This window comes from Micromonospora globbae, from assembly GCF_036184225.1.
GTDB lineage: Bacteria > Actinomycetota > Actinomycetes > Mycobacteriales > Micromonosporaceae > Micromonospora > Micromonospora globbae.
In genome coordinates, this window is the sequence record NZ_CP108084.1 from 3384273 (window position 1) to 3408615 (window position 24343).

At 75.0% G+C, this 24343-nt stretch carries 24 protein-coding genes; 11 read left to right on the forward strand and 13 right to left on the reverse strand.

The window, feature by feature from the left end; all coding sequences use genetic code 11:
* Together OG994_RS14955 and OG994_RS14960 are read right to left on the reverse strand one after the other, a co-directional pair.
* Nucleotides 1–771 carry an MlaE family ABC transporter permease gene (locus tag OG994_RS14955; RefSeq protein ID WP_120331682.1) on the reverse strand — a complete coding sequence of 257 codons (771 nt, stop codon included), beginning with the start codon at nucleotides 769–771 and terminating at the stop codon, nucleotides 1–3.
* Entirely contained in the window at nucleotides 768–1778 is a 1011-nt protein-coding gene (locus OG994_RS14960; protein WP_120331681.1) for an ABC transporter ATP-binding protein, read from the reverse strand. The genes OG994_RS14955 and OG994_RS14960 overlap by 4 nt, the downstream gene beginning before the upstream one ends.
* Nucleotides 1779–1942: 164 nt before the next feature.
* Here OG994_RS14960 and shbA point away from each other — a divergent pair, with 164 nt between their 5' ends.
* The 4 genes from shbA to OG994_RS14980 all read left to right on the forward strand — a co-directional run bounded on the left by shbA (nucleotide 1943) and on the right by OG994_RS14980 (nucleotide 4826).
* Nucleotides 1943–2521, forward strand: coding sequence for an RNA polymerase sigma factor ShbA (gene shbA / locus OG994_RS14965; protein WP_328853601.1), 579 nt, complete (start codon nucleotides 1943–1945; stop codon nucleotides 2519–2521).
* Nucleotides 2518–3333, forward strand: coding sequence for an anti-sigma-D factor RsdA (locus OG994_RS14970; RefSeq protein WP_328853602.1), 816 nt, complete (start codon nucleotides 2518–2520; stop codon nucleotides 3331–3333). Before shbA ends, OG994_RS14970 begins: the two co-directional genes overlap by 4 nt.
* A gap of 93 nt (nucleotides 3334–3426) precedes the next feature.
* Nucleotides 3427–4194, forward strand: coding sequence for an ABC transporter permease (locus tag OG994_RS14975; RefSeq protein WP_240033208.1), 768 nt, complete (start codon nucleotides 3427–3429; stop codon nucleotides 4192–4194).
* A 308-nt stretch (nucleotides 4195–4502) separates the two neighbouring features.
* Nucleotides 4503–4826 carry a TraR/DksA family transcriptional regulator gene (locus tag OG994_RS14980; RefSeq protein WP_120331678.1) on the forward strand — a complete coding sequence of 108 codons (324 nt, stop codon included), beginning with the start codon at nucleotides 4503–4505 and terminating at the stop codon, nucleotides 4824–4826.
* A 67-nt stretch (nucleotides 4827–4893) separates the two neighbouring features.
* Here the strand turns inward: OG994_RS14980 and OG994_RS14985 are convergent, their stop codons facing one another.
* Nucleotides 4894–5931, reverse strand: coding sequence for an NlpC/P60 family protein (locus tag OG994_RS14985; protein ID WP_328853603.1), 1038 nt, complete (start codon nucleotides 5929–5931; stop codon nucleotides 4894–4896).
* Between the two features lie 156 nt (nucleotides 5932–6087).
* Here OG994_RS14985 and OG994_RS14990 point away from each other — a divergent pair, with 156 nt between their 5' ends.
* Nucleotides 6088–9330, forward strand: a complete 3243-nt coding sequence (locus tag OG994_RS14990; RefSeq protein WP_328853604.1) for an AfsR/SARP family transcriptional regulator — start codon at nucleotides 6088–6090, stop codon at nucleotides 9328–9330.
* Nucleotides 9331–9390: 60 nt separating this feature from the next.
* A complete protein-coding gene (locus tag OG994_RS14995; RefSeq protein WP_120331675.1) occupies nucleotides 9391–9894 on the forward strand; it encodes a hypothetical protein in 504 nt (167 codons plus the stop codon).
* Nucleotides 9895–9974: 80 nt separating this feature from the next.
* Here OG994_RS14995 and OG994_RS15000 read toward each other — a convergent pair whose 3' ends face one another.
* From OG994_RS15000 to OG994_RS15020, 5 genes are all read right to left on the reverse strand, one after another.
* Nucleotides 9975–11357 carry an N-acetylmuramoyl-L-alanine amidase gene (locus OG994_RS15000; RefSeq protein WP_328853605.1) on the reverse strand — a complete coding sequence of 461 codons (1383 nt, stop codon included), beginning with the start codon at nucleotides 11355–11357 and terminating at the stop codon, nucleotides 9975–9977.
* A gap of 58 nt (nucleotides 11358–11415) precedes the next feature.
* Nucleotides 11416–12609, reverse strand: a complete 1194-nt coding sequence (locus OG994_RS15005) for a peptidoglycan DD-metalloendopeptidase family protein (protein WP_328853606.1) — start codon at nucleotides 12607–12609, stop codon at nucleotides 11416–11418.
* Nucleotides 12610–12651: 42 nt separating this feature from the next.
* Complete coding sequence (locus OG994_RS15010) at nucleotides 12652–13518, reverse strand: MauE/DoxX family redox-associated membrane protein (protein WP_328853607.1); 867 nt, start codon at nucleotides 13516–13518, stop codon at nucleotides 12652–12654.
* Nucleotides 13519–13585: 67 nt separating this feature from the next.
* The gene (locus OG994_RS15015) at nucleotides 13586–14182 is read right to left on the reverse strand and encodes a cell wall protein (protein WP_328853608.1); all 597 of its coding nucleotides are present in this window, start codon (nucleotides 14180–14182) and stop codon (nucleotides 13586–13588) included.
* A 15-nt stretch (nucleotides 14183–14197) separates the two neighbouring features.
* A complete protein-coding gene (locus tag OG994_RS15020; RefSeq protein WP_120331457.1) occupies nucleotides 14198–14611 on the reverse strand; it encodes an RlpA-like double-psi beta-barrel domain-containing protein in 414 nt (137 codons plus the stop codon).
* A 224-nt stretch (nucleotides 14612–14835) separates the two neighbouring features.
* On the opposite strand from OG994_RS15020, the gene OG994_RS15025 reads away from it, so the two are divergent.
* Nucleotides 14836–16305, forward strand: a complete 1470-nt coding sequence (locus tag OG994_RS15025) for a S1 family peptidase (RefSeq protein ID WP_328853609.1) — start codon at nucleotides 14836–14838, stop codon at nucleotides 16303–16305.
* A gap of 211 nt (nucleotides 16306–16516) precedes the next feature.
* Complete coding sequence (locus OG994_RS15030; protein ID WP_120331458.1) at nucleotides 16517–16816, forward strand: putative quinol monooxygenase; 300 nt, start codon at nucleotides 16517–16519, stop codon at nucleotides 16814–16816.
* A gap of 60 nt (nucleotides 16817–16876) precedes the next feature.
* Here OG994_RS15030 and OG994_RS15035 read toward each other — a convergent pair whose 3' ends face one another.
* The 4 genes from OG994_RS15035 to OG994_RS15050 all read right to left on the reverse strand — a co-directional run bounded on the left by OG994_RS15035 (nucleotide 16877) and on the right by OG994_RS15050 (nucleotide 20538).
* Nucleotides 16877–17617: an SDR family NAD(P)-dependent oxidoreductase gene (locus tag OG994_RS15035; RefSeq protein WP_328853610.1), complete on the reverse strand. Its 741-nt coding sequence runs from the start codon at nucleotides 17615–17617 to the stop codon at nucleotides 16877–16879.
* 147 nt (nucleotides 17618–17764) lie between these two features.
* Entirely contained in the window at nucleotides 17765–18757 is a 993-nt protein-coding gene (locus tag OG994_RS15040) for a LysR family transcriptional regulator (protein WP_328853611.1), read from the reverse strand.
* Between the two features lie 29 nt (nucleotides 18758–18786).
* Nucleotides 18787–19977, reverse strand: coding sequence for an MFS transporter (locus OG994_RS15045; protein ID WP_328853612.1), 1191 nt, complete (start codon nucleotides 19975–19977; stop codon nucleotides 18787–18789).
* Nucleotides 19978–20055: 78 nt separating this feature from the next.
* Nucleotides 20056–20538: a hypothetical protein gene (locus tag OG994_RS15050; RefSeq protein WP_328853613.1), complete on the reverse strand. Its 483-nt coding sequence runs from the start codon at nucleotides 20536–20538 to the stop codon at nucleotides 20056–20058.
* 163 nt (nucleotides 20539–20701) lie between these two features.
* Between OG994_RS15050 and OG994_RS15055 the strand changes: the two genes are divergently transcribed.
* The 3 genes from OG994_RS15055 (at nucleotide 20702) to OG994_RS15065 (ending at nucleotide 23107) form a co-directional block, all read left to right on the forward strand.
* The gene (locus tag OG994_RS15055) at nucleotides 20702–21781 is read left to right on the forward strand and encodes a Gfo/Idh/MocA family oxidoreductase (protein ID WP_328853614.1); all 1080 of its coding nucleotides are present in this window, start codon (nucleotides 20702–20704) and stop codon (nucleotides 21779–21781) included.
* A gap of 72 nt (nucleotides 21782–21853) precedes the next feature.
* Complete coding sequence (locus OG994_RS15060) at nucleotides 21854–22627, forward strand: hypothetical protein (RefSeq protein ID WP_328853615.1); 774 nt, start codon at nucleotides 21854–21856, stop codon at nucleotides 22625–22627.
* 51 nt (nucleotides 22628–22678) lie between these two features.
* Nucleotides 22679–23107 carry a hypothetical protein gene (locus OG994_RS15065; protein WP_328853616.1) on the forward strand — a complete coding sequence of 143 codons (429 nt, stop codon included), beginning with the start codon at nucleotides 22679–22681 and terminating at the stop codon, nucleotides 23105–23107.
* Nucleotides 23108–23142: 35 nt separating this feature from the next.
* Here the strand turns inward: OG994_RS15065 and OG994_RS15070 are convergent, their stop codons facing one another.
* Entirely contained in the window at nucleotides 23143–24327 is a 1185-nt protein-coding gene (locus OG994_RS15070) for an FUSC family protein (RefSeq protein WP_328853617.1), read from the reverse strand.
* Nucleotides 24328–24343: the final 16 nt, after the last annotated feature.

The window sequence follows — 24343 nt, forward strand, 5'->3', positions numbered from 1 at the left end:
TCAGCTTCCCTTCTGCGGTACGACCTGGAAGTACACGGCCGTGACGAGGAAGTTCAGCGCGAACAGCAGCATGAACGTGATGACCACGCTCTGGTTCACCGCGTCGCCGACGCCCTTCGGCCCACCCTTCGCGGTCATCCCCTTGTACGAGGCGACCAGCGCCGCCGCGGCACCGAACAGCAGCGCCTTCACCTCGCCGACCACCAGGTCCGGCAGCTGGCCGAGCGCCTGGAAGCTCGCCAGGTACGCGCCCGGTGTGCCGCCCTGCAACAGCACGTTGAAGGCGTACCCGCCGCTGACGCCGACGACGCTCACCAGCCCGTTGAGCAGTACGGCAACCAGCATCGAGGCGAGCACCCGGGGCACCACCAGCCGGTGGATCGGGTCGATGCCGAGGACCTGCATGGCGTCCAGCTCCTCGCGGATCTTCCGAGCGCCCAGGTCGGCGCAGATCGCCGAGCCGCCCGCCCCGGCGATGACCAGCGCGGTGACGATCGGCCCGGCCTCCCGGACGACGGCGAGGACCGAGGCGGCGCCGGTGAAGGACTGCGCGCCGAGCTGACGCACCAGGGAGCCGAGTTGCAGCGCGATGACCGCCCCGAACGGGATCGACACCAGCGCGGCGGGCAGGATGGAGACGGAGCTGATGAACCAGGCCTGCTGCACGAACTCCCGTACCTGCACGGGCCTGCGGCCGAGCCCACGCAGGGTGTCCAGGCAGAACGCGAAGAACTCGCCGGACCGGCGGACGACGTCGACCGCGGTGCTCACCGGGCCCCACCTCCCGTACCGGCCGGCCCACCCGCGGGCTCGGGCTCGCGTGCGCGGGGCGACGCCCCCGCCCCGTCCGCGAACGAGCCGGGTGGCGGCGTGACCCCGTGCTCACGGCACCACTGCCCCGGCGGTCGTTCGGCCCGGCGCGGCCGCCCGTCGGACGGCGGTAGCTGGAGCGGGATCGGCGGCAGCGGGGGCAGCTCGGCCCCGGACTGCGCCTCCGCCGCCAGCTCCTCGGCGTCCTTCTCCTCGGCCATGCCGATCGGACCGATCCGCTGTGCGTTGAGGAACTGCCGCACGACCGGTTCGGTGCTGGAGAGCAGCATCTCCCGGGGCCCGAACATGGCCAGGTGACCGTGGTAGATCAGACCGATGTTGTCGGGCACGGTGCGGGCCGTGTTGATGTCGTGGGTGACGATCAGGAACGTCGCCTCGGTCCGTTGGTTGAGATCGATGATCAGCTGGTTGAGGTACGCCGTACGCACCGGGTCCAGCCCGGAGTCGGGCTCGTCGAAGAGGATGATCTGCGGGTCGAGGACGAGCGCCCGGGCCAGGCCGGCCCGCTTCCGCATGCCGCCCGAGATCTCCCCGGGCAGCTTCCGCTCGGCGCCGATCAGACCGACCATGTCCAGCTTCTCGGTGACCACGGCGCGGATCTCCGCCTCCGTCTTGCGGGTGTGCTCGCGCAGCGGGAAGGCGACGTTGTCGTAGATGGTCATCGAGCCGAACAGCGCGCCGTCCTGGAACAGCACGCCGAACAGTTTGCGGACCTCGTAGAGGGCGCGCTCGGAGAGCCGGGGCAGGTCGAGCCCCTCGATGAGGATCGAGCCACGGTCGGGGCGGAGCAGCCCGACCAGGGTCTTGAGGAACACCGACTTGCCGGTGCCGGAGGGGCCGAGCAGCACCGAGATCTCACCGGCCGGCAGGGTGAGGCTGACGTCGGACCAGACGGGCTGGCCATTGAAGGACTTGGTGAGCCCCCGCACGGCCACCTCGACGCCCATGGTCGCCTCCTCCCGTCGTTACTGGTGACATCGCGGCGGACCGTCCGGACGCAACACACTTCTTTCCGACACCGCGACGTCACCGACCGTGCGCTAGGCAAATCGGCGGGCGGCTCGATAGCGTGCCCGTTAACCGGCCGGTAACGAAGGTGCCCCCCGACGCGATGACGACCACCATCGAGCCCCAACTCGTCCACCGGGCCGCCCAGGGTGACCGGGCGGCCACCGCGACGCTGCTCGCCGACATCCGTCCCGGCCTGGTGCGCTACTGCCGGGCACGGCTGGGCCGCGTCGGCGGGGCGTACACCACGGCCGACGACGTGGCCCAGGAGATCTGCCTCGCCGTCCTGCGGGCACTGCCCCGCTACCGGGAGCAGGGCGTGCCGTTCTCCGCGTTCGTCTACGCCATCGCCGGGCACAAGGTGGCCGACGCGCAGCGGGCGGCGGTCCGCGCGGCCTCGGTCACCACCACGGAGCCGCCGCCGGAGACCGCGGACTCGGAACCGGGGCCGGAGCAGCGGGCCGTGGCCACCGACCTGGCCCGCCGGCTCTCGGACCTACTGGACCAGCTGCCCGAGACACAGCGGGAGATCGTGGTCCTCCGGGTGGCGGTCGGTCTTCCGGCTGAGGAGGTCGGCGCGATCGTCGGCATGTCCGCCGCCGCGGTCCGGGTGGCCCAGTCCCGCGCGCTCGCCCGCCTCCGTACGCTGGCGGGCGACACACTCGGCGAGGTGGCGGCATGACGGAGCGGCAGCACCGCGAGGGCGGTGAGGAGCTGGACCTGGCGACGATCGCCCGGGACGACGCGCTCCTCGACGCGCTCGGCCGCGGCGAGCCCCCGCCGGCCGGCGACCAGGTCGCCGCGATGCTGGCCGCCTGGCGCACGGACGTCGACAGCGACGACGAGAAGCGGCTGATCCGCGCGGCGGCGGAGGCGGCCGCCCCGCTGCCCGCCATCGGTGCGGCGCCGGTCGGTCGGGGAGCGCTGCGCGTCGCCGCCGCCGTCATCGCACTCCTCGCGGTCGCCACCGGGCTCGGCCTGGGCAGCCGGAACGCCGGACCCTCCAGCCCACTGTGGTCGTTGACCCGCGTGCTCTACCCCGAGCAGGCGCAGGTGCGCGGCGTGGAGAACACGCTGGCCCAGGCCCGCACGGCCGTGGCGGAGGGCCGCCTCGACGAGGCGCGCGCGCTGCTCGCCCAGGCCCGTCGGGACCTCGCCGGCGTGGACGATCCGGCCGTCGCCGCCCGGCTGCGCGCCGAACTCGACGCGCTGGAACGCGACGTGGTCGCGGCCGTACCCGCTCTCCCGCGCACTCCGGCCGGTGACCCCGCTCCGGGCTCCCCGGCGCCGACCGCCCCCGCACCCGACCCCACCGGAACCGCCCCGGCACCACCTGCCCCGTCCGGGCCACCGCCGGCACCGTCGTCGTCCACGCCCGGATCGCCGCACATCCTGCCTCTCCCGTCGCTTCCCCTGCATCCGAGCGGCCTGCCGTCCCTGCCGCTGCCGTCCCTTCCCACGCTGCCGTTGCCCACCGGCCTCTCCGTCGGCTGAGCCCCGCGCGCGGGTGGCGCCACCACCTACGCCGGCCGGGTCACGCCGCACCCACCCGTGCAGTGCCGCCCGGCGGCCGGAAGACTCGTGCCCATGTCCTCGACGATGCTGGTGCTCGGGCCGAAGCTCTGGGTGGCGCTCGCCGCGCTGACCGCCACCGCGGCGGCCGTGGCGAGGATCGGCCGGCTCGGGCACGGACGCCAGATCGTGGTCGCCGCCGTCCGCGCGGCCGCCCAACTGACCGCCGTGTCGCTGCTCATCGCCGCGATCGTGGCCTCCCTCCCGGCGACGGCCGGTTTCGTCGTGCTCATGTGCGCGGTCGCGTCCGGCACCGCGGCCCGCCGGATCACGAGCGGTACGAGAGGCTGGTGGGCGGCGGTCCCGATCGTCGCGGGGAGTCTCGCCGTGGTGGCGGCGCTGCTGGCCGCCGGCCTCGTCCCCCTGCGCGGGATAGCGATCATCCCGGTGGCGGGCATCCTGATCGGCGGGGCGATGACCGCCACCTCGCTGGCCGGGCGCCGGGCGCTCGACGAGGTGACCGGCCGGCGGGGCGAGGTGGAGGCGGCCCTCGCGCTCGGACTGTCGCCCCGGGACGCGGTGCTGCTGGTGTGCCGCGACGCGGCCGCTCAGGCGCTGATCCCGGCGCTGGACCAGACCCGTACGGTCGGGCTCGTGACCCTGCCGGGAGCGTTCGTCGGGGTCCTGCTGGGCGGTGCGAGCCCCGTCGAGGCCGGGGTGACCCAGCTGTTCGTCCTCGTCGGGCTGCTCGCCGTGGAGGCCGTCGCCGTCGTGATCACCGTCGAGCTGGTGGCCCGGGGCCGGCTGCGTCCGGCCGAACCGATCCCGGCCCTGGCCGGGTGATACCGCCGAAGCCGGTTGGCATTCTCGCGGCGGCCACCTATGGTGGTCGGATGCCACCGGTCCGTGAGGATGCCGCAACCGTCACGCTGCTGACGGTGATGCCGGCTGCCCACCGGCCGGTCCGCGCCGCGCTGCCGGGGGGCCGCTGCGCCGGTGCGCGCATCGTGCCCACCCCGGTCACCCAGGGGCTGCCGAGCCCCGTTCCGGGTCGTGGCCCACCGGCGAATCCGTCACATCACGCAACGGACGCCAGGGGCGAAGCTTCACAGCTTCGGCCCTTTTTCGTTATCCGGACAAGGAGAACCATCATGAGCACCGGCACCCACCGACGGGCCGACCAGGACCGGCTCGACAACCTGCACGCGTCCCTCAGCCAGGAGTTCGAGGTCCAGACGGCGAGACTGACCGAACTCACCGCGGACACCGGCGACCCCAACCAGGCCCACACCCAGTCGGCCCTCATCGCCGCGACCCGGCAGAGCCTGGAGCAGATCTCCGGCGCGCTGCGGCGGATCGCCGAGGGCACCTACGGCGTCTGCGAGCGCTGCCAGGGTGACATCCCGACCGAGCGGCTGGAGATCCTGCCGCACGCCCGGTTCTGCGTGCCGTGCCAGCAGAAGCAGAAGGGTTGAGCCGGAACGACGGGTGGAGCCGGCGTGGCCGGGGTCCACGGGGACCCCGGCCACTCGTGGGAGCCGGTCAGAGGACCGGGCTGCCGTAGACGTAGTGCGGGCCGAACGCGAACAGACCGTCGTTGTTCTCGTCCCAGTTCAGGAACCCGTCCACGGTGACGGTTCCGCTGGTCGGGCGGGTCGCGGAGAACGAGCAGCCGCGTACGCCCGAGGCCGCCGCGTTGATGTCACCGCCGACCCAGCACTCCCATTCCTTCTTGGTGATGTCGTCCACCTGCAACTGCGGATGGATCCCGAAGCCGTCGAACTTGGTGCCGACGGTGACTGTGCTGTCGTCGTCGGTGCCCGAGTACGGTCGCCAGGAGACGGCGATCCACCCGGTCAACGTGGTGGACGACTCCGCCCGGATGCAGCTGTGGTAGCTCATCTCGACGTTGCGGTAGCCGGTGAGCCGGAACAGCGGCAGCGTCCGTGAGTTGCAGGCCGGGGCGGAGATTCCCGGGTTGGGCACCTCGGTGCCCGCGACCTGGTTGAACGACTCGTTACGCGAGTCGGCCGCGCCGTCGCCGTCGCCGTACTTGTAGGCGGTCATGTGGGAGAACTCCGACAGCGCCGCCTCACGGTGGTTCATGTCCTCCGCCGTGCTCGCCTGTTCGAAGATCCACAACCGGGTCTTGTCGGCGTTGGCCCACTTCTCGAAGAGCACCGCGTGCCCCTGGGTGCCGGTGCCGTCCCACATCATCATGTCGCCCTCTTGCATGTTGGCCTTCGAGATGGGGGTGGAGATGTCGTCGAGGTCGTCGGTGGTCCGGCTGCTGGACAGCCGCCAGGCCATCGAGATGAACCCGGAACAGTCGGTGCGGTAGCGGACGCCCTCGACGTCGGTGGCCGAGGCTTCCTGGTCGTAGGGAATCCGGCGCTGCCACCAGTCGTACGCCCGGACGATGATCTCCGCGCGGCTGATCCGGGTGCCGCGCGGCTCGGCCGCCTGGGCCGGCGCGGCCATGGTGACCGTCACGCCGATCGACGTCAGGGCGAGCAGCGCGGCGAGGACGGCGCGGCGCCGGAGGTGGCCGCGCCGTCCCCTGTGGAGCATTCGGTGCATGTCGTCGCCTTCCTGGAGGGGGTTTCCGGAAGGACGATGCGGGCGGACTGTTGCGGTGGTGTGCGACCGGTTGTTTAGATCTTCCCACGCTGGTCCCCTGCCTGCGACGACGTCGATCAACTGGTTGGGCATCGACGACCGTGCCAGGATTGGCGCGTGGAGTTTCGGATCCTCGGTCCGGTGGAGGTGTGGAACGACCGGACCCGGCTCCCGCTGTCGGGCACCAAACCGAGGACGGTGCTCGCCGCCCTGGCGGTAGCCGCGAACAGGCCGGTCCCCGCCGCCCGTCTGATCGACCTGACCTGGGGCACCCACCCGGCGCCCACCGCCCGGCGGGTGCTGCACCAGTACCTGTCGCTGCTGCGCCGGTCCCTCCCCGCCGGTGTCATCGTCCGCCGGCCGGCCGGCTACGTGCTCCAGGTGCCCGGCGAGACCGTCGACGCGGTGCGGTTCGGGTCGCTCACGTCCGCGGGCCGGGCGGCGCTGGACGCGGGCGACGCGGCGGCGGCCGCCGCGCTCCTGGACGAGGCGCTCGGCCTGTGGCGGGGACCGGCGCTGGCCGACGTCACCGAGGAGCTGGCCGCGGCCGAGGGCCCGGCCCTGGAGGAGTTGCGCGCCGCGGCGCGGGCCGCGCGCATCGAGGCGGACCTGGCGCTCGGCCGGCACGTCCACCTGCTCCCCGAGCTCAACCGTCTGGCCGCCGAACGGCCGCTCGACGAACGGTTGCAGGCCCAGCTCATGCTCGCCCTGCACCGGGCGGACCGGCGCGCCGACGCGCTCGACGTGTTCACGCGCGGGCGCCGGCTGCTGCGTACCGAGTTGGGCATCGAGCCCGGCGTGACACTGCAGCGTCTGCACCAGCGGATCCTCGCGGGCGATCCCGCGCTGGCCGCCCCGCCGGCGCCCGTGACGGCGGCCGCGCCACCGGCCGCCGCGCCGGAGCCGGTGACCGCGCCCCCGGTCCCGCCGGGTCCGGCGCCCCGGCCCCGGCAACTGCCCGCCGTCGGTCAGCACTTCGTGGGCCGGGAACGGGAACTCGCCCGCATCGCGCGCCTGTTGACCGGCCCGGCGTCCGGCCCGGCGATCGCCGTGATCTCCGGCATGGCCGGAGCCGGGAAGACGACGCTGGCCGTACGGGCGGCCCGCGCGGCCGCGGACGCCTTCCCCGACGGGCAGCTCTACGTGCACCTGCACGGCTACGGCGCCGATCCGGAGCTGACGGCGCGCGACGCGCTCGGCCACCTGCTCGCCGGCGTCGGCGTGCCGGCCCGCCAGGTGCCACCCGACGTGGAGCAGGCCGCCGCGCTCTTCCGCTCCCTCACCGCGGACCTGCGCCTGCTCGTGCTCCTCGACGACGCCCGCACCGCCGAACAGGTGCGGCCGTTGCTCCCGAGCGGGCCGCACACGCGCGTCCTCGTCACCAGCCGGGAGCGGCTGCTCGGCCTGGTCGTGCGCGAGGGCGCCGAGCGCGTCGAGATCGACGCCCTCGACGAGACCGACGCCGTCGAACTGATCGGCCGGATCGCGGGCCCCGAGCGGGTCGCCGCCGAGCCGGACGCGGCCCGCGCCCTCGCCCGCCGCTGCGGGCTGCTGCCCCTGGCGCTGCGCATCGCCGCCGTCGACCTGCCCGCCGCCGCGCGTCCGGTCGCCGCCCGCGCCGACCAGCTCGCCGGCGAGTCGCGGTTGCCGCTGCTGCACACGAGCGACGACAGCGCCAGCGGCGTGACCGCGGTGTTCCACCACTCGTACAGCCGGCTGGCGCCACCCGTCCAGCGCGTGTTCCGGTTCCTCGGGCTGCTCCCGGTGAGCGAGTTCGACCGCTCCCTGGCGGTCGCGCTGACCGGTCGGCCGGCCGGCGAGGTCGAGCCGCTGCTGCTCCGCCTGGTCGACGCGCACCTGCTCACCGTCGGCCCCGGCGGGCGTCTCGTGCTGCACGACCTGCTGCACGAGTACGCCGCGAACCTCACCGCCGAGCGCGACCCCGCCTGCGAGCGGGAGGCGGCGGTCCGGCGCGTCCACCGCTGGTACCTCGACCGGGTGTGGGCCGCCAGCCGGCTCCTGGCACCCCAGTTGCTCCGCGTCGACACCGACGACCCGCCGCCGGTGTTCGCCGGTCCGGCCGAGGCGGTCGAATGGTTAGACGGCGAGTACGACCACCTGCGCTCGCTGGCCCTCACGGCGGCCGACCGTGGCGCGCCCGACCTGGCCTGGCGGCTGGCCCTCGGGCTCCGGGTCAAGTTCCTGGCCACGCGGGACATCGCCGGATGGCTGGCGGTGACCCGGGCCGGGCTGCGGGCCGCCGAGGCGGAGGGGCAGGTCAGGGCCGTCGCGGCGCTGCGGCTGAGCCTCGCCATCGCACACGTGCTCCAGGGCCATCCCGGCGAGGCCATCGCGCACGCGGCCCGGAGCCGGCGGCTCAGCCGCCGCATCGGGTGGGCGGAGGGCGACCTCTCCGCCCGCTCGCTGATCGCCGTGCAGCTGTCCCGTACGGGCCGGACCCGCGCCGCGGAACGCCAGCTGGCGCAGACGCTCGCCGCGTACGGCGGCCGGGACACCGCCCAGGTGGCGGTGGCGTTCAACAACCTCGGCGTCATCCGGCTGCTCACCGGGCGGCTGGAGGCCGCGGAGGCCGACCTGGAGGCGGCGTTGCGGCGGCACGAGCGTGCCGGGGCGAGGCGCGGGGCCGCCTCCGCGCGCATCAACCTCGGCGTGCTGAGCCTGTACCGGGGTCGCCTGGAGCAGGCGCACGGGCAGTTGAGCCAGGCCGCCGCCCGGTACGAGGAGCTGGGTGACGTGGAGGGCCGGGCGGCGGCGGCCGGGCACCTCGCGCTGGTCCGCCTGTACCAGGGCGACCTGACCGGCGCCGTGCGCACGGCCGTCGCCGGTCTGGCCGCCCTGCGTACGGTGACCGATCCGTTCGCGCAGGCCCTGGTGCTGCACAGCCTCGGCACCGTACGCCTCGAACTCGGTCACCGGCGGCTCGCGGTGCTGCACTTCCGGCGTGCGCGGCACCTGTCCGAACGGGCGGAGGCGGCGCAGGGACGCGCGCTCGCCCTGCTCGGCCTCGGCCGGGCGTACCTGGCCGCCGGCGACGCGGAGCGCGCGCGGGGCAGCGCCGCCGAGGCCGCGACGCTCGCCCGCGCGTGCGGCTACCGGCCCTACGAGGGGATGGCCGTGACGGTGCTCGCGGAGGTGGCCCTCCGTCTCGGGGACCGCGCGGCCGCCGCCCGGCTCGCCCGGGGCGCCGCCGACCTGCTCGACCGCCTCGGCTGCCGTCTGGAGCAGGCTCGCGCCCTCGTCGTGCTGGGCGCGGCGACCGGCGAGGACACGTGGACCCCGCTGATCGAGGCGCTGCTGCGGGAGGCCCATCCGCGTTTCCGCCACCGCGTCGCCGGTTGACCGTCCCGGCCAAACACCGCCGCGAACGCGGGCCAAACAGTCCCGCCGCACCCTCGTGCCATGACCGACCGAAGGATCATCACCGCTTCCCTCGCCACCGTGCTGGCGGGCCTGCTGGCGTTCACCGCGGCCGGGACCGCCCCGGCCGCCGCGGCCCCGGTTCCCACCGTCGGGGCCACCGCCGCGACGGCTCCGGTCCCCGGCTCCGCGCCCGGCGCCGCCGCGGCCGCCGCCGTGGACTACGAGATCGACTTCACCACCCCCGGAACGCCGCCGGACGACGTCGTCTGCGGCGACTTCGACTGGACGAACAGCGCGCTCGCCTGCTGGGAACCGTACGGCGACGTGGTCTGGGTGCTCAGCTACGGCTCCCAGGCCGTCGGCTGGTGGTGGAACTACCGCGGCGGCGCGCTCTACCGGCAGGGCAAGTGCGTCAACAACCACGGCGACTGGGGCTACTGCAACAAGAACATGTACGAGGGGAGCGAGGTGCGCTTCCGGGCCTGCACGAGCGCCGACCAGGTCGACCGGGAGTGCTCGGCGATCGTCCGGACCACCACCTGACCGCCCGTTCTCGCGTCCGTCCGTCGATCAGGGCGGTCGCGGGGCCGGGTCGTCCCCGGCACCGCGACCGCCCGACGTCGTCAGCAGCGGGGCACGCCCGGGATGTATCCGCTGTGCCCGGTCAGGACGTACGCGTCGGAGACCCAGCGGTTGGTGCCGATGCGGTTCCAGACGGTGCTGGTGCCGTACGGGCCGGTGACCGAGGTGCCGGCGGTCTGGCAGTAGACGCTCACCGTCGCGCCGGGCGCGAGGGTGTCGACGACCGCGTACCCGGTGCCGGGGCCGGAGCGCACGTTCAGGTTGCCCGACGTGGCCACGGTGCCCGAGCCGATGCCGGTCACGCCGTTGACGAGCTGCATGTAGTAGGTCCAGTTCCAGTTCGGCCCCGGGTCGGTGTGGGTGGCGCCGGGCACCTCGATGTGGCCGATGATGTGGGCCCGGTCGCGGGGGATGCCGTACTTCGCCGTGAGGCTGCGGGTCAGGGCCGCGGAGGCGCGGTACATCGCGTCGGTGAACCAGGCCGGGTTGTCGACGTACCCCTCGTGCTCGATGCCGATCGACCGGGTGTTGTAGGTCCAGTTGCCGGCGTGCCAGGCGATGTCCTTCTCCCGCACCGACTGGGTGACGGCGCCGTCCGACGAGCGGAACGTGTAGTGCGCGCTGACCTGCGCGGCCGGGTTCTGGAACCAGCTGATCGAGCCCGCGTAGGAGCCCTGGGTCACGTGGATGACGACGTACGTCACCGGGTGGCTGCCGGGCCGGCTCGCCACCGTGTAGTTGCTGGTGCTGGCCGGCGCCCACGCCGCCGGCGGGTAGTCGGCGCTCAGCGTGCCGATGCCGCCGGGCGCCGCCCGCTCCAGCTCGCCGCGCCGCAGTGTGACGGCCCGTCCGGGCACGCTCTCGCCGGCGTCGGACGAGAACCCGCTCCGCAGCAGGTCGTAGACCGTGTCGGCGTAGAGCCGCGCCGCCGACGCCTCCCGCGCGCCGCCGTAGCGGGCGACCGCGCCGTACCACCGGCCGAGGTCGTCGCGCGCGGTCGCGGTCAGTCCGGCCTCGTCGGCGTACGCGCGCAGCACGGCCGCCGCGCCGAGCACGTTCGCGGCCGGGTCGGCGCGCAGCGCGGCCCGGTCCAGCCCGGTGAGGGTGGCCGCCTCGTCGAGGGTGCGCTGCCGCGGGTTGTGCACCAGGTGCATGAGCCCGTGGCCGCCGGCCGCGCTCGGCGCCCCGGCGTGCATGTCCAGCCGCGTCTCGGCGTACCCGAGCGCCACGAGCAGGTCGCGGGGCACGTCGTACCGCGCGGAGGCGGTGTCGAAGGCGACGGCCAGCGGAGACGGCGCTCGGACCGGCGCGGCGGGCGCCGCCGGGCCGGCCGCCGCCGGGGCGGCCAGCGCGGTGATCAGGGCGAGCGCGCCGCCCAACACGAATCGGACCCGACGGAAGACGGGTGCTGCTGCTACGGTCACTGCCACTCCTTTCCGAGGCCGGCCCCCCGTGCGGCGGACCGACCGACGGTCGCGCTGGTCAGCACCAGCCGTTGACCGGACCGTTGACCCCGGTCCAGAGGTACGCGTCGGAGACCCAACTTCCGTCGCTGAGCCGGTCCCAGAGCGCGGTGGTGCCGTACCGCCCGGTGTGGGTCGTGCCGTTCGCCGAGCAGGAGATGGTGACGGTCGCACCGTCGGCCAGCGAGCCGAGGGCCGCGTAGCCGGTGCCCGGGCCCGCCCGCCGGGTGAGGGTCCCGCCGCCGTTGGCGTCGACCACGCCCTGGTTCAGGCCGAGCGCGCCGAAGTTGTGCAGGGCGCCACCGGCCCCGACCCAGGCCGACCCGTGCCGGGCGCCACCCTGGTACGCGCCCGCGCCGTTGGCGAACACCCACTTGCCGATGTCGTGGCCGGCGATCGGGACGTACGCGCCGTCCTGCCGCAGCCCGAAGTGGACGTGCCGGCCGGAGGCGGCCCCGCCACAGGTGACGTCGGTGCCGGTGTAGCCGAGGAAGGCGCCCTGGGCGACGCTCGCCCCGTTGACGGAGATGTTGTTCCACAGGTGGTAGTAGTCGGTCGCGTAGCCCCGGTCGTGGATCACCCGGATCCAGCCCTGGCACATCGTGTACGCCGTACCGGCGCGGGCGGCCCGCACCACCTGGTCGCCGCCGGCGAGGTCGACCGAGCTGTACGGCGACTCGCCGCCGCCCCAGCCGTGCGGGCCGCCGGTGAGCGTCCACGTCTGCCCGACGGCGAAGGGCAGGGCCATTCCGGTGCGGTAGTCGCCACCCGCGTACAGCGGTGCCGGTTCGCTGCCGAGTACCACCTTCTCCTGGCTCGTCACCAGCGGGGACGCGGTGGCGAGCGCGCCGAAGTCGACGTCGCCGTCGAAGGCGACCCGCCACGCGCCGTGCTCGGCGTGGGCGACGAAGACCGCACCGGTCGGATGGGCGTCGGTCTCCCGTGGCGCGAGGGCCACCACGGTGCCGAAGGCCCACCCGGCGGCACGGCGGCTCACCGTGACCCGGGTCTGCGACGTCGCCGCCACCCGCGCCGGCGTGGCGGTGGCGAGCAGCTTCCCGGTCACCGCCTCGGTGAGCGCCGCCGCGTCGGGGACCGCGGCGCGGACCGCGCCGTCGGGGACGGCCGCCGCGGCCGGCGCGGCCACCGCCGCGACCAGCCCGGCGACCAGCAGGGAAAGGGCCGCTCCACCGGCCCGTCGTCGGCTGTGCATCGTCGGTGACCTCGCTTCCTTGGTCGGGGGCGTTCCCGACGGTCAGGCCGGAGAGACGGCCAGATGGGGGCCGGCGGCCGGCGGGGTGCCGGCGAGGCTCAGCAGGGTGTGTCCCGTGGTGTCGTCGACCACGGCGACGCGCACCGCGGCGGGTTCCGGGTCGGCCAGTGGCACGGCGAACACGGCCGTGGCCGCTCGCCCCTGGTAGCGGGCGGCGTGCCCCACGAAGCGCCAGTCGCCGTCGTCCCAGTGCTCGCGCACGTCGGAGCGGAGCAGTGGAGCGACCCGCCGGTACGCGTCGCTGAGCTGGAGCTGCTGGACGGTGGCGAGCAGCGGCACCCCGGAGTTGCCGCGCAGCGGGTGGGTGAGCCGCATCCGCAGCTGGCGCAGCGGCAGCAGCCAGGCCCGGTCCAGCTCGGGCGAGAGCGCCACGATCGCGGCCAGCTCGACGAGAAGGACGGCCGTCCCGGCGAACGGCCGTGCGGTGAGGGCGGCGAGCCAGCCACCGGGGGCCAGCGCGGCGAGGCCGCTCGCGGCGAGGAGCAGCCCGGCGCGGGCGATGCCGCGGTGGGACACGGGAGTCGCCCGGGCGCTCAGGCAGCCGCAGGACGACGTCGGCGCGGCCCGGCGGGCGTAGCCGAGGTACGCGAGGAAGCCGGCGGCGAGCACGGCGGCGGCGGCCGCCTCCGCACGCAGCGCGGGCGGCAGGACGAGGAGCCCGCCGAGCGTCAGCTCGACGCCGCCGACCAGCCGGTACGCGGGTAGCGCCCGGCGCTCGCCGAGCAGGTTGACCAGCGCCGACCGGCCGGCGACCGCGGCGGCGTGCCGGCTGAGGAGTTTGACGCGGGCGGACCAGAGCAGCACGGCGCCGACGACCAGCGGTTGCAGCGCCGCGATCATCTCGATCATGGTTCTCCCTCCGGTGCTCGTGGCGGCGCCCCGGGCGTACGCGGGCAGCGCCCGGGGCGCCGCCCGGTCAGGCGGCGGCGTAGACGGTGGCGATGTCGATCTCGTTCGTGTCGGGGTGCCAGGCGCCGAGCACCTGGACGTGCCGGCCGACGCGCAGCAGCGACAGGTCGCTGACCGCCGGCGTGCCGTTGTAGACCGCGGCGGAGAGCCGCGGCACGACGTGCCCGACGATGTGCTGTCCCTTGTGGTCGAGGTGCAGCACGTTGCGGCCCACGGAGGCGATGTGGGCGTGCAGGTTCACGATGTTCACCCAGACGGCGTCCGCGGCGAGCGTGCCGTCGGGCAGCCGTACGCCGCGGGCGTAGAGGCCGTCACCGACCGCGACCTGGTCGAACGTGGTCGGTTGCAGCTTCCAGATGCTGGTGCCGCCGGTGATCCGGATCGAGTGCAGGACCGTGTCCGAGCCGGTGACCAGCAGCATGTTGCCGGAGATCTTGCTGATCCGACCCTCGGCGAAGTTCGGGTCGGGCATCCCGGGCTCGACGGCCGTCGCCTCGGCGGCGAAGGCCGCCTCGGGGGCCAGCGAACCGAGGGCGGTGGCGCCGACCACTCCGCCGAGCGCGGCGGTGGCGAGCAGTCGGCGGCGGTCCAGGGTCTGGTTCATGGGGCACCTTCCCGTTCAGACGGTGTCGACCGAGCAGGGCCGCAGCCCGGTGGAGAGGCTGGCGATCGCGCTGTACGCCGCCGGTGTGAGGTCGATGATCCGGTTGCTGCCGCAGGCCGAGCCGCAGCAGGTGCGCTCACCGCAGAACAGGTCGGTCTGCGGCCCGCAGTCGGCGATGGTGGTGCCGACCCGGGCGCCGTTGCAGAGGTTGGTGGTGTAGTGCCGGAACCCGCATCCGCGCCGGCTCATGCCGGTGATTCCGCAGGCGTCGGGGCGGGTGATGGCCAGGCACGCGTCCGAGGTGTTCGGCCAGGCGTGCTGGTAGTTGCCCGACCGGCAGGTGCCGCACGCGCCGCCGCCGGCGGTGCCGCACGGGCCCCAGGCGCTGCCGCAGCAGAACCAGGACACCTCGCCTCGTAGAGCTGCCATGGGTGCCTCCTCCCAGGGGAATGAGATTGATGGGAGTTGATATAGGCGAGGATTGTTGTGTCGCAAACCATCGAAGTCAATCGCTTGAAAGAAGTTTTCCTACAGCCTGCGAGACGGTATGAGCCAGGTGATATAGAGACACCTCGATCGGGACGTCGTAGGTTGTGCCTGACCTGCCCGCGGTGCACCCCCGACCGCGCCGCGGCCGTCCACCAGGAGGCACGATGAGACGAAGCCTCGCCGCCGCGGCAGCAGCGATCCTGCTGCCCGTCGGCGCCCTCACCGCCGTGGCGTCACCCGCCGCCGCGGCACCGACCGGCCCCGCCGTCGCCGCCGGAGCAGACGCGGCGTCGTCGGCGATGCTCGCCGCGATGCAGCGCGACCTGGGGCTGACCGCCGGCCAGGCCCGCGCCCGCGTCGCCCGCGACGAGAAGGGCAGCCGCACCGACGCCGCCCTGCGCCGGTCGCTCGGCGCCACGTACGCCGGCGGCTGGTTCGCCGGTGACACGCTCGTCGTCGCGGTCACCGACCGTTCCGCCGCCGACCGCGTCCGGGCCGCCGGCGCGCAGCCCGCCCTCGTCACCCGCAGCGGCGCCGACCTCGACCGGATCAAGTCGGCGCTGGACCGCCACGCCGCCCGGGCGTCGGCCACCGCCATCCCCGGCTGGTACGTCGACGTCACCACCAACACGGTGGTCGTCCTCGCCCGCGACACCGGCGCGGCCGCCGCGTTCGTCCGGGCCAGCCGCGTCGACCCCGCCGCCGTCCGCGTGGTCGCCACCACCGAGGCCCCGCGCACCTACTACGACGTGCGCGGTGGCGACGCCTACTACATGGGTGGGCGCTGCTCGGTCGGCTTCTCCGTGGTCGGCGGGTTCGTGACCGCCGGGCACTGCGGCACCGTCGGCACGGCGACCCAGGGCTACAACCAGGTCGCCCAGGGCACCTTCCGCGGATCCTCGTTCCCCGGCAACGACTACGCGTGGGTGCAGACCAACTCCAACTGGACCCCGCAGCCGTGGGTGAACAACTACGCCGGCGGCAACGTCACGGTGGCCGGCTCCACCGAGGCCGCCGTCGGCGCCTCGATCTGCCGCTCCGGCTCCACGACCGGCTGGCACTGCGGCACCATCCAGGCCAAGAACCAGACGGTCAACTACCCGCAGGGCACGGTCACCGGCCTCACCCGCACGAACGTCTGCGCCGAGCCCGGCGACTCCGGCGGATCGTGGCTCTCGGGCCAGCAGGCGCAGGGCGTCACCTCCGGTGGCTCCGGCAACTGCACCTCCGGCGGCACGACCTACTTCCAGCCGGTCAACGAGATCCTCTCCGCGTACGGCCTGACGCTGCGCACCAGCGGCGGTGGTGAGCCGCCGCCGACCGGCTGCACCGGCTACGAGGCGACCTACACCGGTTCCGTCTCCTCCGGGCAGAGCGTCTACCAGCCCAACGGCAGCTACTACTACTCGTCGGTCTCCGGCACCCACCGCGGCTGCCTGGACGGCCCCACCGGCGTCGACTTCGACCTGTACCTCCAGAAGTGGAACGGGTCGACCTGGGTGGACGTCGCCGGGTCGTACAGCTCCGGCCCGGACGAGTCGCTGACCTACACGGGCACCGCCGGCTACTACCGGTTCGAGGTCCACGCCTACAGCGGCTCGGGCAGCTACACGATGGGGATCACCAACCCGTGAGCCCCGCCGGTCCTGCCCCCCGCGGGCGGGACCGGCCACCGGCGGGGCGCGGATCCGTCCGCACCCCGCCGGCGCGTCGCCGTCCCCGCCGGCGACGGGCCGGGCGTCGCGAGAGCCGCTCCTCCCGCGACACGCCCGGGGCGTACGCCCGCTGTCGTACCGGGCGGGCAAGCTGATGCCGTCAGCTTTCGGCCCGGCGTGAGGACGTGTGATGCCGTACGGATTCGTCAACTCCATGAGGACCCGACCGGGGCACCGCGACGACGTGGTGGCGATCCTGCTGGAGGGCGTCGACGGCCTGCGAGCGGCGGGCTGCCGCCTCTACGCCGTCGGCGTCGTCGAGGACGACCCCGACCTCGTCCGGGTCAGCGAGATCTGGGAGTCGAAGGAGCACCACGACCGGTCGCTGGACCTGCCCGAGACGAAGGCCGCCATCGCCCGGGCCATGCCCCTGCTCACCGGCGAGTTCGCCAGCCAGGAGATGACGGTCCTCGGCGGCCTGGGCGTGTAGCCAGGACCGCGTGGCGGCCCGCCCGGTGAGGCGGGCCGCCACGACCGGCGTACGTCCGGCTCAGACGGCGACCCGCCCGCCGTCCACCGGCAGCACCGCGCCGTGCACGAAGCTCGCCCGGTCACTGGCCAGGTACGCGATCGCCTCCGCGATCTCCTCGGCCGACCCGGGCCGACCGGCCGGCGCCTGCGCGGCCAGCTGGTCGAGCGCGTCGCCCATGGTCGCGGTGCCCCCGGTCCGGGTCGGGCCGGGGCTCACCGCGTTGACCCGCACGCCCTGCGGGCCGTACTCGGCCGCCCACGCCTTCGTGAGCAGCACCAGCGCGGCCTTGCTCGACCCGTACAGGGCGAAGCCCGGCGCGCCGAACTCGGCGACCATCGTCGTCACGTTGACCACGACGCCGTGGCCGCGCTTGGCCATCTCCGGCGCCAGCTCCGCGACCAGGAAATAGGGTGCCTTCACGTTGAGCGAGTACACCGCGTCGAAGGTCTGCTCGTCGGTCTGCTCCGTCGGCCCGAACGGGTAGACGCCCGCGTTGTTGACCAGGATGTCCACCCGGCCGGCCACGGCGCGGGCACGCGCGGCGAGCGACCGCGCGGACGCCTCGTCGCGCAGGTCGGCGGCCAGGAAGTCCGCCCGGCCACCGGCCGCCCGGATCTCCCGCACCACCTCGTCGCCCCGGCTCACGTCCCGACCGGAGATCACCACGTGGGCCCCCCGCTCGGCCAGCGCCACCGCGGTGGCCCGGCCGATGCCGCTGGTGCCACCGGTCACGAGCGCAACCGTCTCCTGCAGTTCCATGATCTTCTCCACCACATCTCGTCTCGCACGAATCGGTCGGCGTCTGACCGACCGCTGGGTGCAATGCGGCGGAGGCCGCGGATTTTCCCGCCGGCCTGGTGGCGCTGCTTATGGCCGCCATAAGTGGTGCGCCACCCCGGGGAACGGCTACTCCGGCCCCCGGTACTCGAGCGCGGCGACCAGGTGCCCGAGGTCGCGGCGACGTGCGGCGGCCGGCCAGGCCGCCCACGTGCGCCGCACGATCGGGTGGCCGACCAGGGGCGCCCAGGTCAGCGACTCCGGGATCGGCTCCCGCCAGTCCGGCGGCGCCAGTGCGAACGCACCGCCGGCCGTCACCGCGGCGAGCTTCACCGGAGCGATCAGTTCCTGTCCCTCCGGCGCCGCCGGCCCCAGATCCAGCCCGTGGCTGCGCAGGATGGCGACGATCTCGTCGTACCAGGTGGGGCTGCCGGAGCGGGGGAACCCGACCCAGTCGAGGCCGGCGAGGGCGTCCAGCCGGATCCCGCCCGGGCCGGCCAGCTTCGCCGCCTGGTCGGCCGCGAGCAGCACCCCGAGCCGTTCCTCGACGACCAGCACGGCGTCCAGGTCGGGGCCGATCGGGTGTTCCCGGACCAGGCCGACGTCCAGCTCGTCGGCGCGCAGAGCGGCGATCTGGGCGGCGGTCGACATGTGCAGCGCCTGGACGCGCGTGGCGGGATAGGCCGCGGCCAGCGAGGCGAGTGGCCCGGACAGCAGGCCGGCGGGGAGTTCCAGCGGAATCCCGAGCCGGAGCAGCGTCTCCCCCGCCCCGGCATGCCGGGTGACCGCCGCCACCGCCTGGTCGTACCGGGCCAGCACCGCCCGCGCCTCCGCGAGCAGGGTCGCGCCGGCGTCGGTGGCCCGCACCCCGGTGCTGCCCCGCACCAGCAGCTGCACGCCGAGCTGCCGTTCGAGGCCGTTCATCTGCTGCGACAGCGCCGGTTGGCTCACGTGCAGCCGCCGGGCCGCGCCGGACAGGCTGCCCTCCTCCACCACCGCGACGAACGCCCGCATCTCGCGCAACTCCACCGGCTCATCACACCAGGTCGGCACCGGGATCAACGCGAACGGCATCGCCCGTACGCCGGACGGGCGCGCGCTGATCGTCGTGCGGTCGAACACGGGTTCCCTGTGCCGGGTGGACCCGGCCCTCACCGGACCGCCTCCCGTTCCCTGGGCAGGTCGGGCGTGCGCGCGGGTCGCCGCCCGGCGGCGACGGCCGCGGCGGCCAGGCAGACACCGGCCGCCACGACGAGCGACGGACGGCCGCCCAGGACGACGGCGGCGGAGCCCAGCGGGGTGGCCAGCACCACGGGCCCGAACATCGCCGTGTTGGCCGTCGCGGACACCCGCCCAAGCATCGCCGGGGGTGTGTGGGTCTGGACGGCGGTGATCGCCGCGACCAGCGTCCAGGGCAGGCCCACGCCGCCGACCAGCGCCGCCCCGACGAGCGCCGGTGGCCACGGCAGGCAGCGGCCGAGGCAGGCGGCGGCGAACAGCAGGGTGCCCGCCACCGCCACGCGCGCCGCGCCGTACCGGGACAGGAGCCGGCCGACGACCAGCCCTCCGGCGATCGACCCGGCGCCCTGGGCAGTCACGAGCACGCCGAGGAAGGTGCTCGGCAGGCCCAGGTCCCCGGTGACGACCGCGTAGACCGCCGCGGTGGCGAAGCCCGACATACCGATCGACACGGCGGCGAGCCCGACGGTCACCCGGGTCGCGCGCTGGCCGGCCAGGATCCGCAGTCCGGCGCGCACGCCCCCGGGCCGCCGCGGCGCGGGCGCGGCGGCCGCACGGGTCGGGCGCAGCGCCAGGTAGCCGACGGCCACCAGCGCGGGCAGCGCCGCGCAGAGCAGGGCGACGGCCGGGCCGCCCCGCCACGCGTACAGGCCCGCGCCGACCGCTGGGGCGACCAGCTTCATCCCCTCCTGGGCGCTGGAGCGCCAGCCGTTGACGTGGGCGAGATCCTCCGCCGCCAGCACGGACGGCAGCAGCGCCGTCTCCCCCGCGTCGATGAGCAGGTAGCTGATCCCGTAGGCAGCGGAGACGGCGAAGACGAGCCAGCTCTGGCCGGGCCCGCGCACGGTCAGCAGGCTCAGCACGGCCGCGGCGAGGGCCAGGTTGGTGGCGACGAGCAGCGGTCGCCGGGGTACGCGGTCGAGCACGCCGCCGAGCCAGGGGCCGGCCAGTTGCGGCCCGTAGAGGAAGAGCCCGGCGAGAGCCGCGAGACCGGCGGACCCGGTGAGGTCGAGGACCCAGATGCCGCTCACCAGGTTCATGGCGCTGCCGCCGAGCCCGGACAGCAGTGACACCGCCACGAACAGCGCCGCGTTACGCCGCACGGATCCTCCACGGGGTCGAGTCGGGACGACTCAGATCCTTGGAGTTGAGCGGACCCGATTCAATACTGGTCACGGCTGTCAACGCATTGTTGACAGCGCGGCCTCCAGGCGGGCGGCGACGGCCCGGACCGGGCCCGGCAGGCCCGCCGTGCCGGCCGCGGCGAGGTCGGCGGCGACGTGCCGGGCCAGCGTGTGCAGCGGACCCGGCTCCGCGTCGTGCGCGACCGCCACCGTGTCCCGGACGAGGGCCGCCCGCGCGAACCGGCCGTCCCACCGCCGGTCCGCGTCGATCCAGCGTTGCAGGTCGGCCACGACCCCGCGCAGCGCCACGACCTCGGGGGACCAGCCACGATCGAGGTCCCGTCGGCGTGCCCGCCGTGCCGCCACGAGACGCCGGCGCCGCTGCTCGGCCGCCTGCCGGCTCGCCAGGCCCAGCGCCGAGGCGACCTGCGCCCAGGTCGCGCCGGCGTGCCGCGCCCGGTCGATGAGGTCCAGCTCCCGCTCGTCGAGACGCGCCCGCGCGTGGCGCAGGGCGCCCAACTCGTCCAGCTCGGCGTCCACGTGTCAACGCTACATTGACACGCGCCGTCGGGTCGCTCCGGACCGCCTCCCCGTCCCGGCGGCTGCGGAGGGTGATCGTCGTCATGGCGATGATCCACCGGGGGCGGGCGTAGATTCGGAGCCACCGGGCCGGCCGACGCCGCCCGCGGAGACGGAGGGTGGCATGGCGGGTACGGCGCAGGCGCCGTTGCGGGTGGCGCTGCTGGGTTACGGGCTCGCGGGCCGGGTGTTCCACGCCCCGCTGATCGCCGCCACCCCCGGGCTCACACTGCACGCCGTCGTGACGCGCGACCCCGAGCGCCGCCAGCAGGTGCGGCGCGACCACCCGGACGCGCGCCTGGTCGACGACGCCGAGCTGCTGTGGCGTTCCCGGGACGCGCTCGACCTGGTCGTGGTCGCGACGCCGAACCGCCAGCACGTGGCGATGGCCCGGGCGGCGGTGGCCGCCGGTCTGGCGGTGGTCGTCGACAAGCCGCTCGCCGCGAACGCCGCCGAGGGGCGCGAACTGGTCGACGAGGCGGCCCGCCGGGGCGTACCGCTGACCGTGTTCCAGAACCGGCGCTGGGACGGCGACTTCCTGACCGTGCGCCGGCTCGTCGAGCAGGGCGAGCTGGGGCGGGTGACGCGCTTCGAGTCGCGGTTCGAGCGGTGGCGGCCCTCGATCAAGCCGGGCTGGCGGGAGAGCGCCGCACCGGGCGAGGCCGGCGGCGCCCTCTACGACCTGGGCGCCCACCTCGTCGACCAGGCCGTGCAGCTGTTCGGGCCGCCCTCCCACGTCTACGCGGAGGTCGACCGCCGGCGAGCGGGCGCGGAGGTCGACGACGACGCGTTCGTGGCGCTGACCCACGCCGGCGGCGTCCGCTCCCACCTCTGGATGGGCGCCGTCACACCGCAGCTCGGCCCGCGCTTCCGCGTCCTCGGCGACCGTGCCGGATACACCAGCTACGGGCTGGACCCCCAGGAGGCCGCGTTGCGCGAGGGCCGCGGCCCGGGCACGCCCGGCTGGGGCGAGGTCACGCCCGACCGGTACGGCCGGCTCGGCGTCGACGGCGACCTGCGCGCCGTGCCCACCGAGCGCGGCCGGTACGAGAGCTTCTACGAGCAGGTGGCCGCGGCGCTGCGCGGCGACGGCCCGATGCCGGTCGACCCGGCCGACGCCGTGGACACCGTCGCGCTCATCGAGCTGGCGCACCGCTCCGCCGCGGAGGGCGCCGTTCTTCCCGTACCGTCCCCGGCGCGCTGACCCGCCGCCGAGCGCCGGCTCCGCTAGCGTGCCCCGTCGGGGCTCCCGTGCCGGGAGCCGGAGGAGGGCCGGGTGCGCAGGGACACGGCGCGTGGGCGCCCCGCGGTGACCGCGACGGCCGACCGGTGGTCGGTGGCGGTGGGCCGGCAGGCCGGGCACCGGCTGGCCCTGGACTACTACGTGGTCCTCGACCGGCGCGGCGGGACCGGCGCGGCCGTCGAGGCGATCGTCGCCGAGGAGTTCGTCCGGGCCGGCGACGGGACGACGGTGGGCCTGCGGGGCGCGGGGTGGACCCCGGCCAGCGGCCGCTGGTGGAACTCGGCCCCGTACAGCCGGGCGATGCGCACCGATCCGGGCCTGCGCGCCCGGGTGGTCCCCGTGGACCGGACCGAGGCGGAGGCCGTCCACCGCCGGCTCGGCGGCGGGCCGTTGCCGGACGAGCCGGTGCTCCGTACCCGTCTCGCGGAGGTCGAGGTCTTCCCGGCCACGGCCCCGTTGCGGCTCGGCCCCGCGGACGCCCCCGAGGGATGCCACGAGCGGCGGGTCTACCGCGTGCTGTTCGCCGGGGACCTGCCCGCGCAGCGGGTGGCGGAGCTGGCCGAGCGGTGGCGACCGGCGGGCGGCGCGGCGGCGGCCGGTGTGCCGTCCGCCGGGCGGCGGCGCGTCCACGACGACCGGTTCGCCTGGGTTCTGCGCCGCGTCGGCGGCGGTGTCGCCTGGGCGGTCGACGTCACCGCCGACCTGGCGACCGCCGACGACCGCACGGTGGGGCCGCTCCTGCACGAGCTGACCTCCGCCGTACGACTGTGCGGGCTCGTACCGGTGACGACCGAACGCTTCGCCTGACCCGGCTGCGGCGGGACCGGGCCGGGTCGCCGCCACCCGGATACTGGCGGGATGGGAGACGGACGCCGGATGCCCGCGCCGCGCCGGGTCCGGCTCGTCGTGGCGGCGTACCTGCTGGTGTTCGCGTACGGCACGGTGGTGCACGTCCTCCACCTGCTCACCGGGGGCCCGCGTCCCTACCCGTCGCTGCCGGCCTGGCTGGCGCTCTACTTCACGTCGCTGACGGTGCTCGACCCGCTGGCCGCGGTGCTGCTGTGGCGGCGGCGGACGGCCGGGCTCGTGCTGGGCTGTGCCGTGCTGGTCACCGACGCCGCGGCGAACGCGTACGCCAACTACGCGCTCGACCCCGCGCCGGGCGTCACGCCCGGACGGGTCGGGCAGGCGATCATCACGCTGCTCGCGCTCGCCCTGGTCGGGGCGGCGCCGTGGCTGGCCCCGTGGCTGCGGTCCGACCGCCCGCCGTCGCCGCCGCGCTCCTGACCACGGGCCGCCCCGCCACCGTGGCCGCCCGCGGCTCACCTCGTGCGGAACGAGCCGAACGCCCGCCGGATCAGCCGGTTCGCCTCCTCCTGCTCCATGCCGGCGGCCACGAGGAGGTCGCTCGCGGTGGTCCGGACCTGGGCGACCACGACCGCGCCGGAGAAGCCGACGCCGGCCCGGTAGGCGTCGCCCGCGTGGCGCACCGCCCGCAACGCCACCTCCCGCGCCTCGTCCGGTTCGTCGGCGGTGGTGAACTCCCGGTGCAGCACCCGGACGGCCTTCGCCAGCACGGACACCGCGGCGATCATCGCCTCCGGGATCGGCTCGCCGTCCTCGATGAGCGTCACGCTGCGACGGATCAACGTCCCGCTGTTGCGCGAAGCCCGGTCGACGGGCTCCACCGCCCGCGCGTACCGCCCCACCGGACCCTGCCGGTTGCCCCACCGCACCGGCGAGAGCGTGCTGGCCTCCTGCGCCGCCTGGACCGCCTCGCCGAACGCCCCCATCTCCGGCTTGTTCGCGCGCAACCGGTCGAGGGCCGCCTGGGCGGCAGCGGCGTCGCGCCCGCGCAGCGCGTCCACGGTGGCGTCGAGCTGCGCGGCCAGCAGCTTCAGCGCCGGCGAGGCCGCCCGGTTGATGATGCGGAGCGGGTTGAGCGGCAGCAGCACCGCGGTGACCACCACCGACACCGCCCCGCCGATGAGGGCCGCCAGGAAGCGTGGAAACTCCAGGTTCTCCACGGCGGGACTCAGCGTGACGATGAGCACGGCGGTCGCCGCGGACTGCACCATCACCGCCGGGCTGCCGCCAAGCAGCACGGCCGCGACGATCGACAGCACCACGATGAGGCCGAGCTGCCACCAGCCGGTCCCGACGAGATAGATCAGGATGTCGCCGACGAGCACGCCGAGCGAGACCCCGACGATCAGCTCGATCGTGCGGCGCAGCCGTTGCCCGACCGACGCGGCGAGCGCGATCACCGCGGAGATCGGCGCGAACACCGGCTGCGGGACGCGCAGCAGCCCGTCGGCCACCCACCAGGCGAGGGCCGCCGCGAGGCCCGCCTGCACGGCGAGCCCGGCTCCGGCACGGGTCCGCCGCAGCCGGTCCCGCAGGGATCCGGTCCACCGGTCGCGCAGCCGCGCGAGGACGGCGGACGCGCGGACGTACGCGAGCCCGCGCGTTCCGCCACCCTCCCTGCGCGCGTCGGCGTCGGCCACGGCCGCATCTACCCTG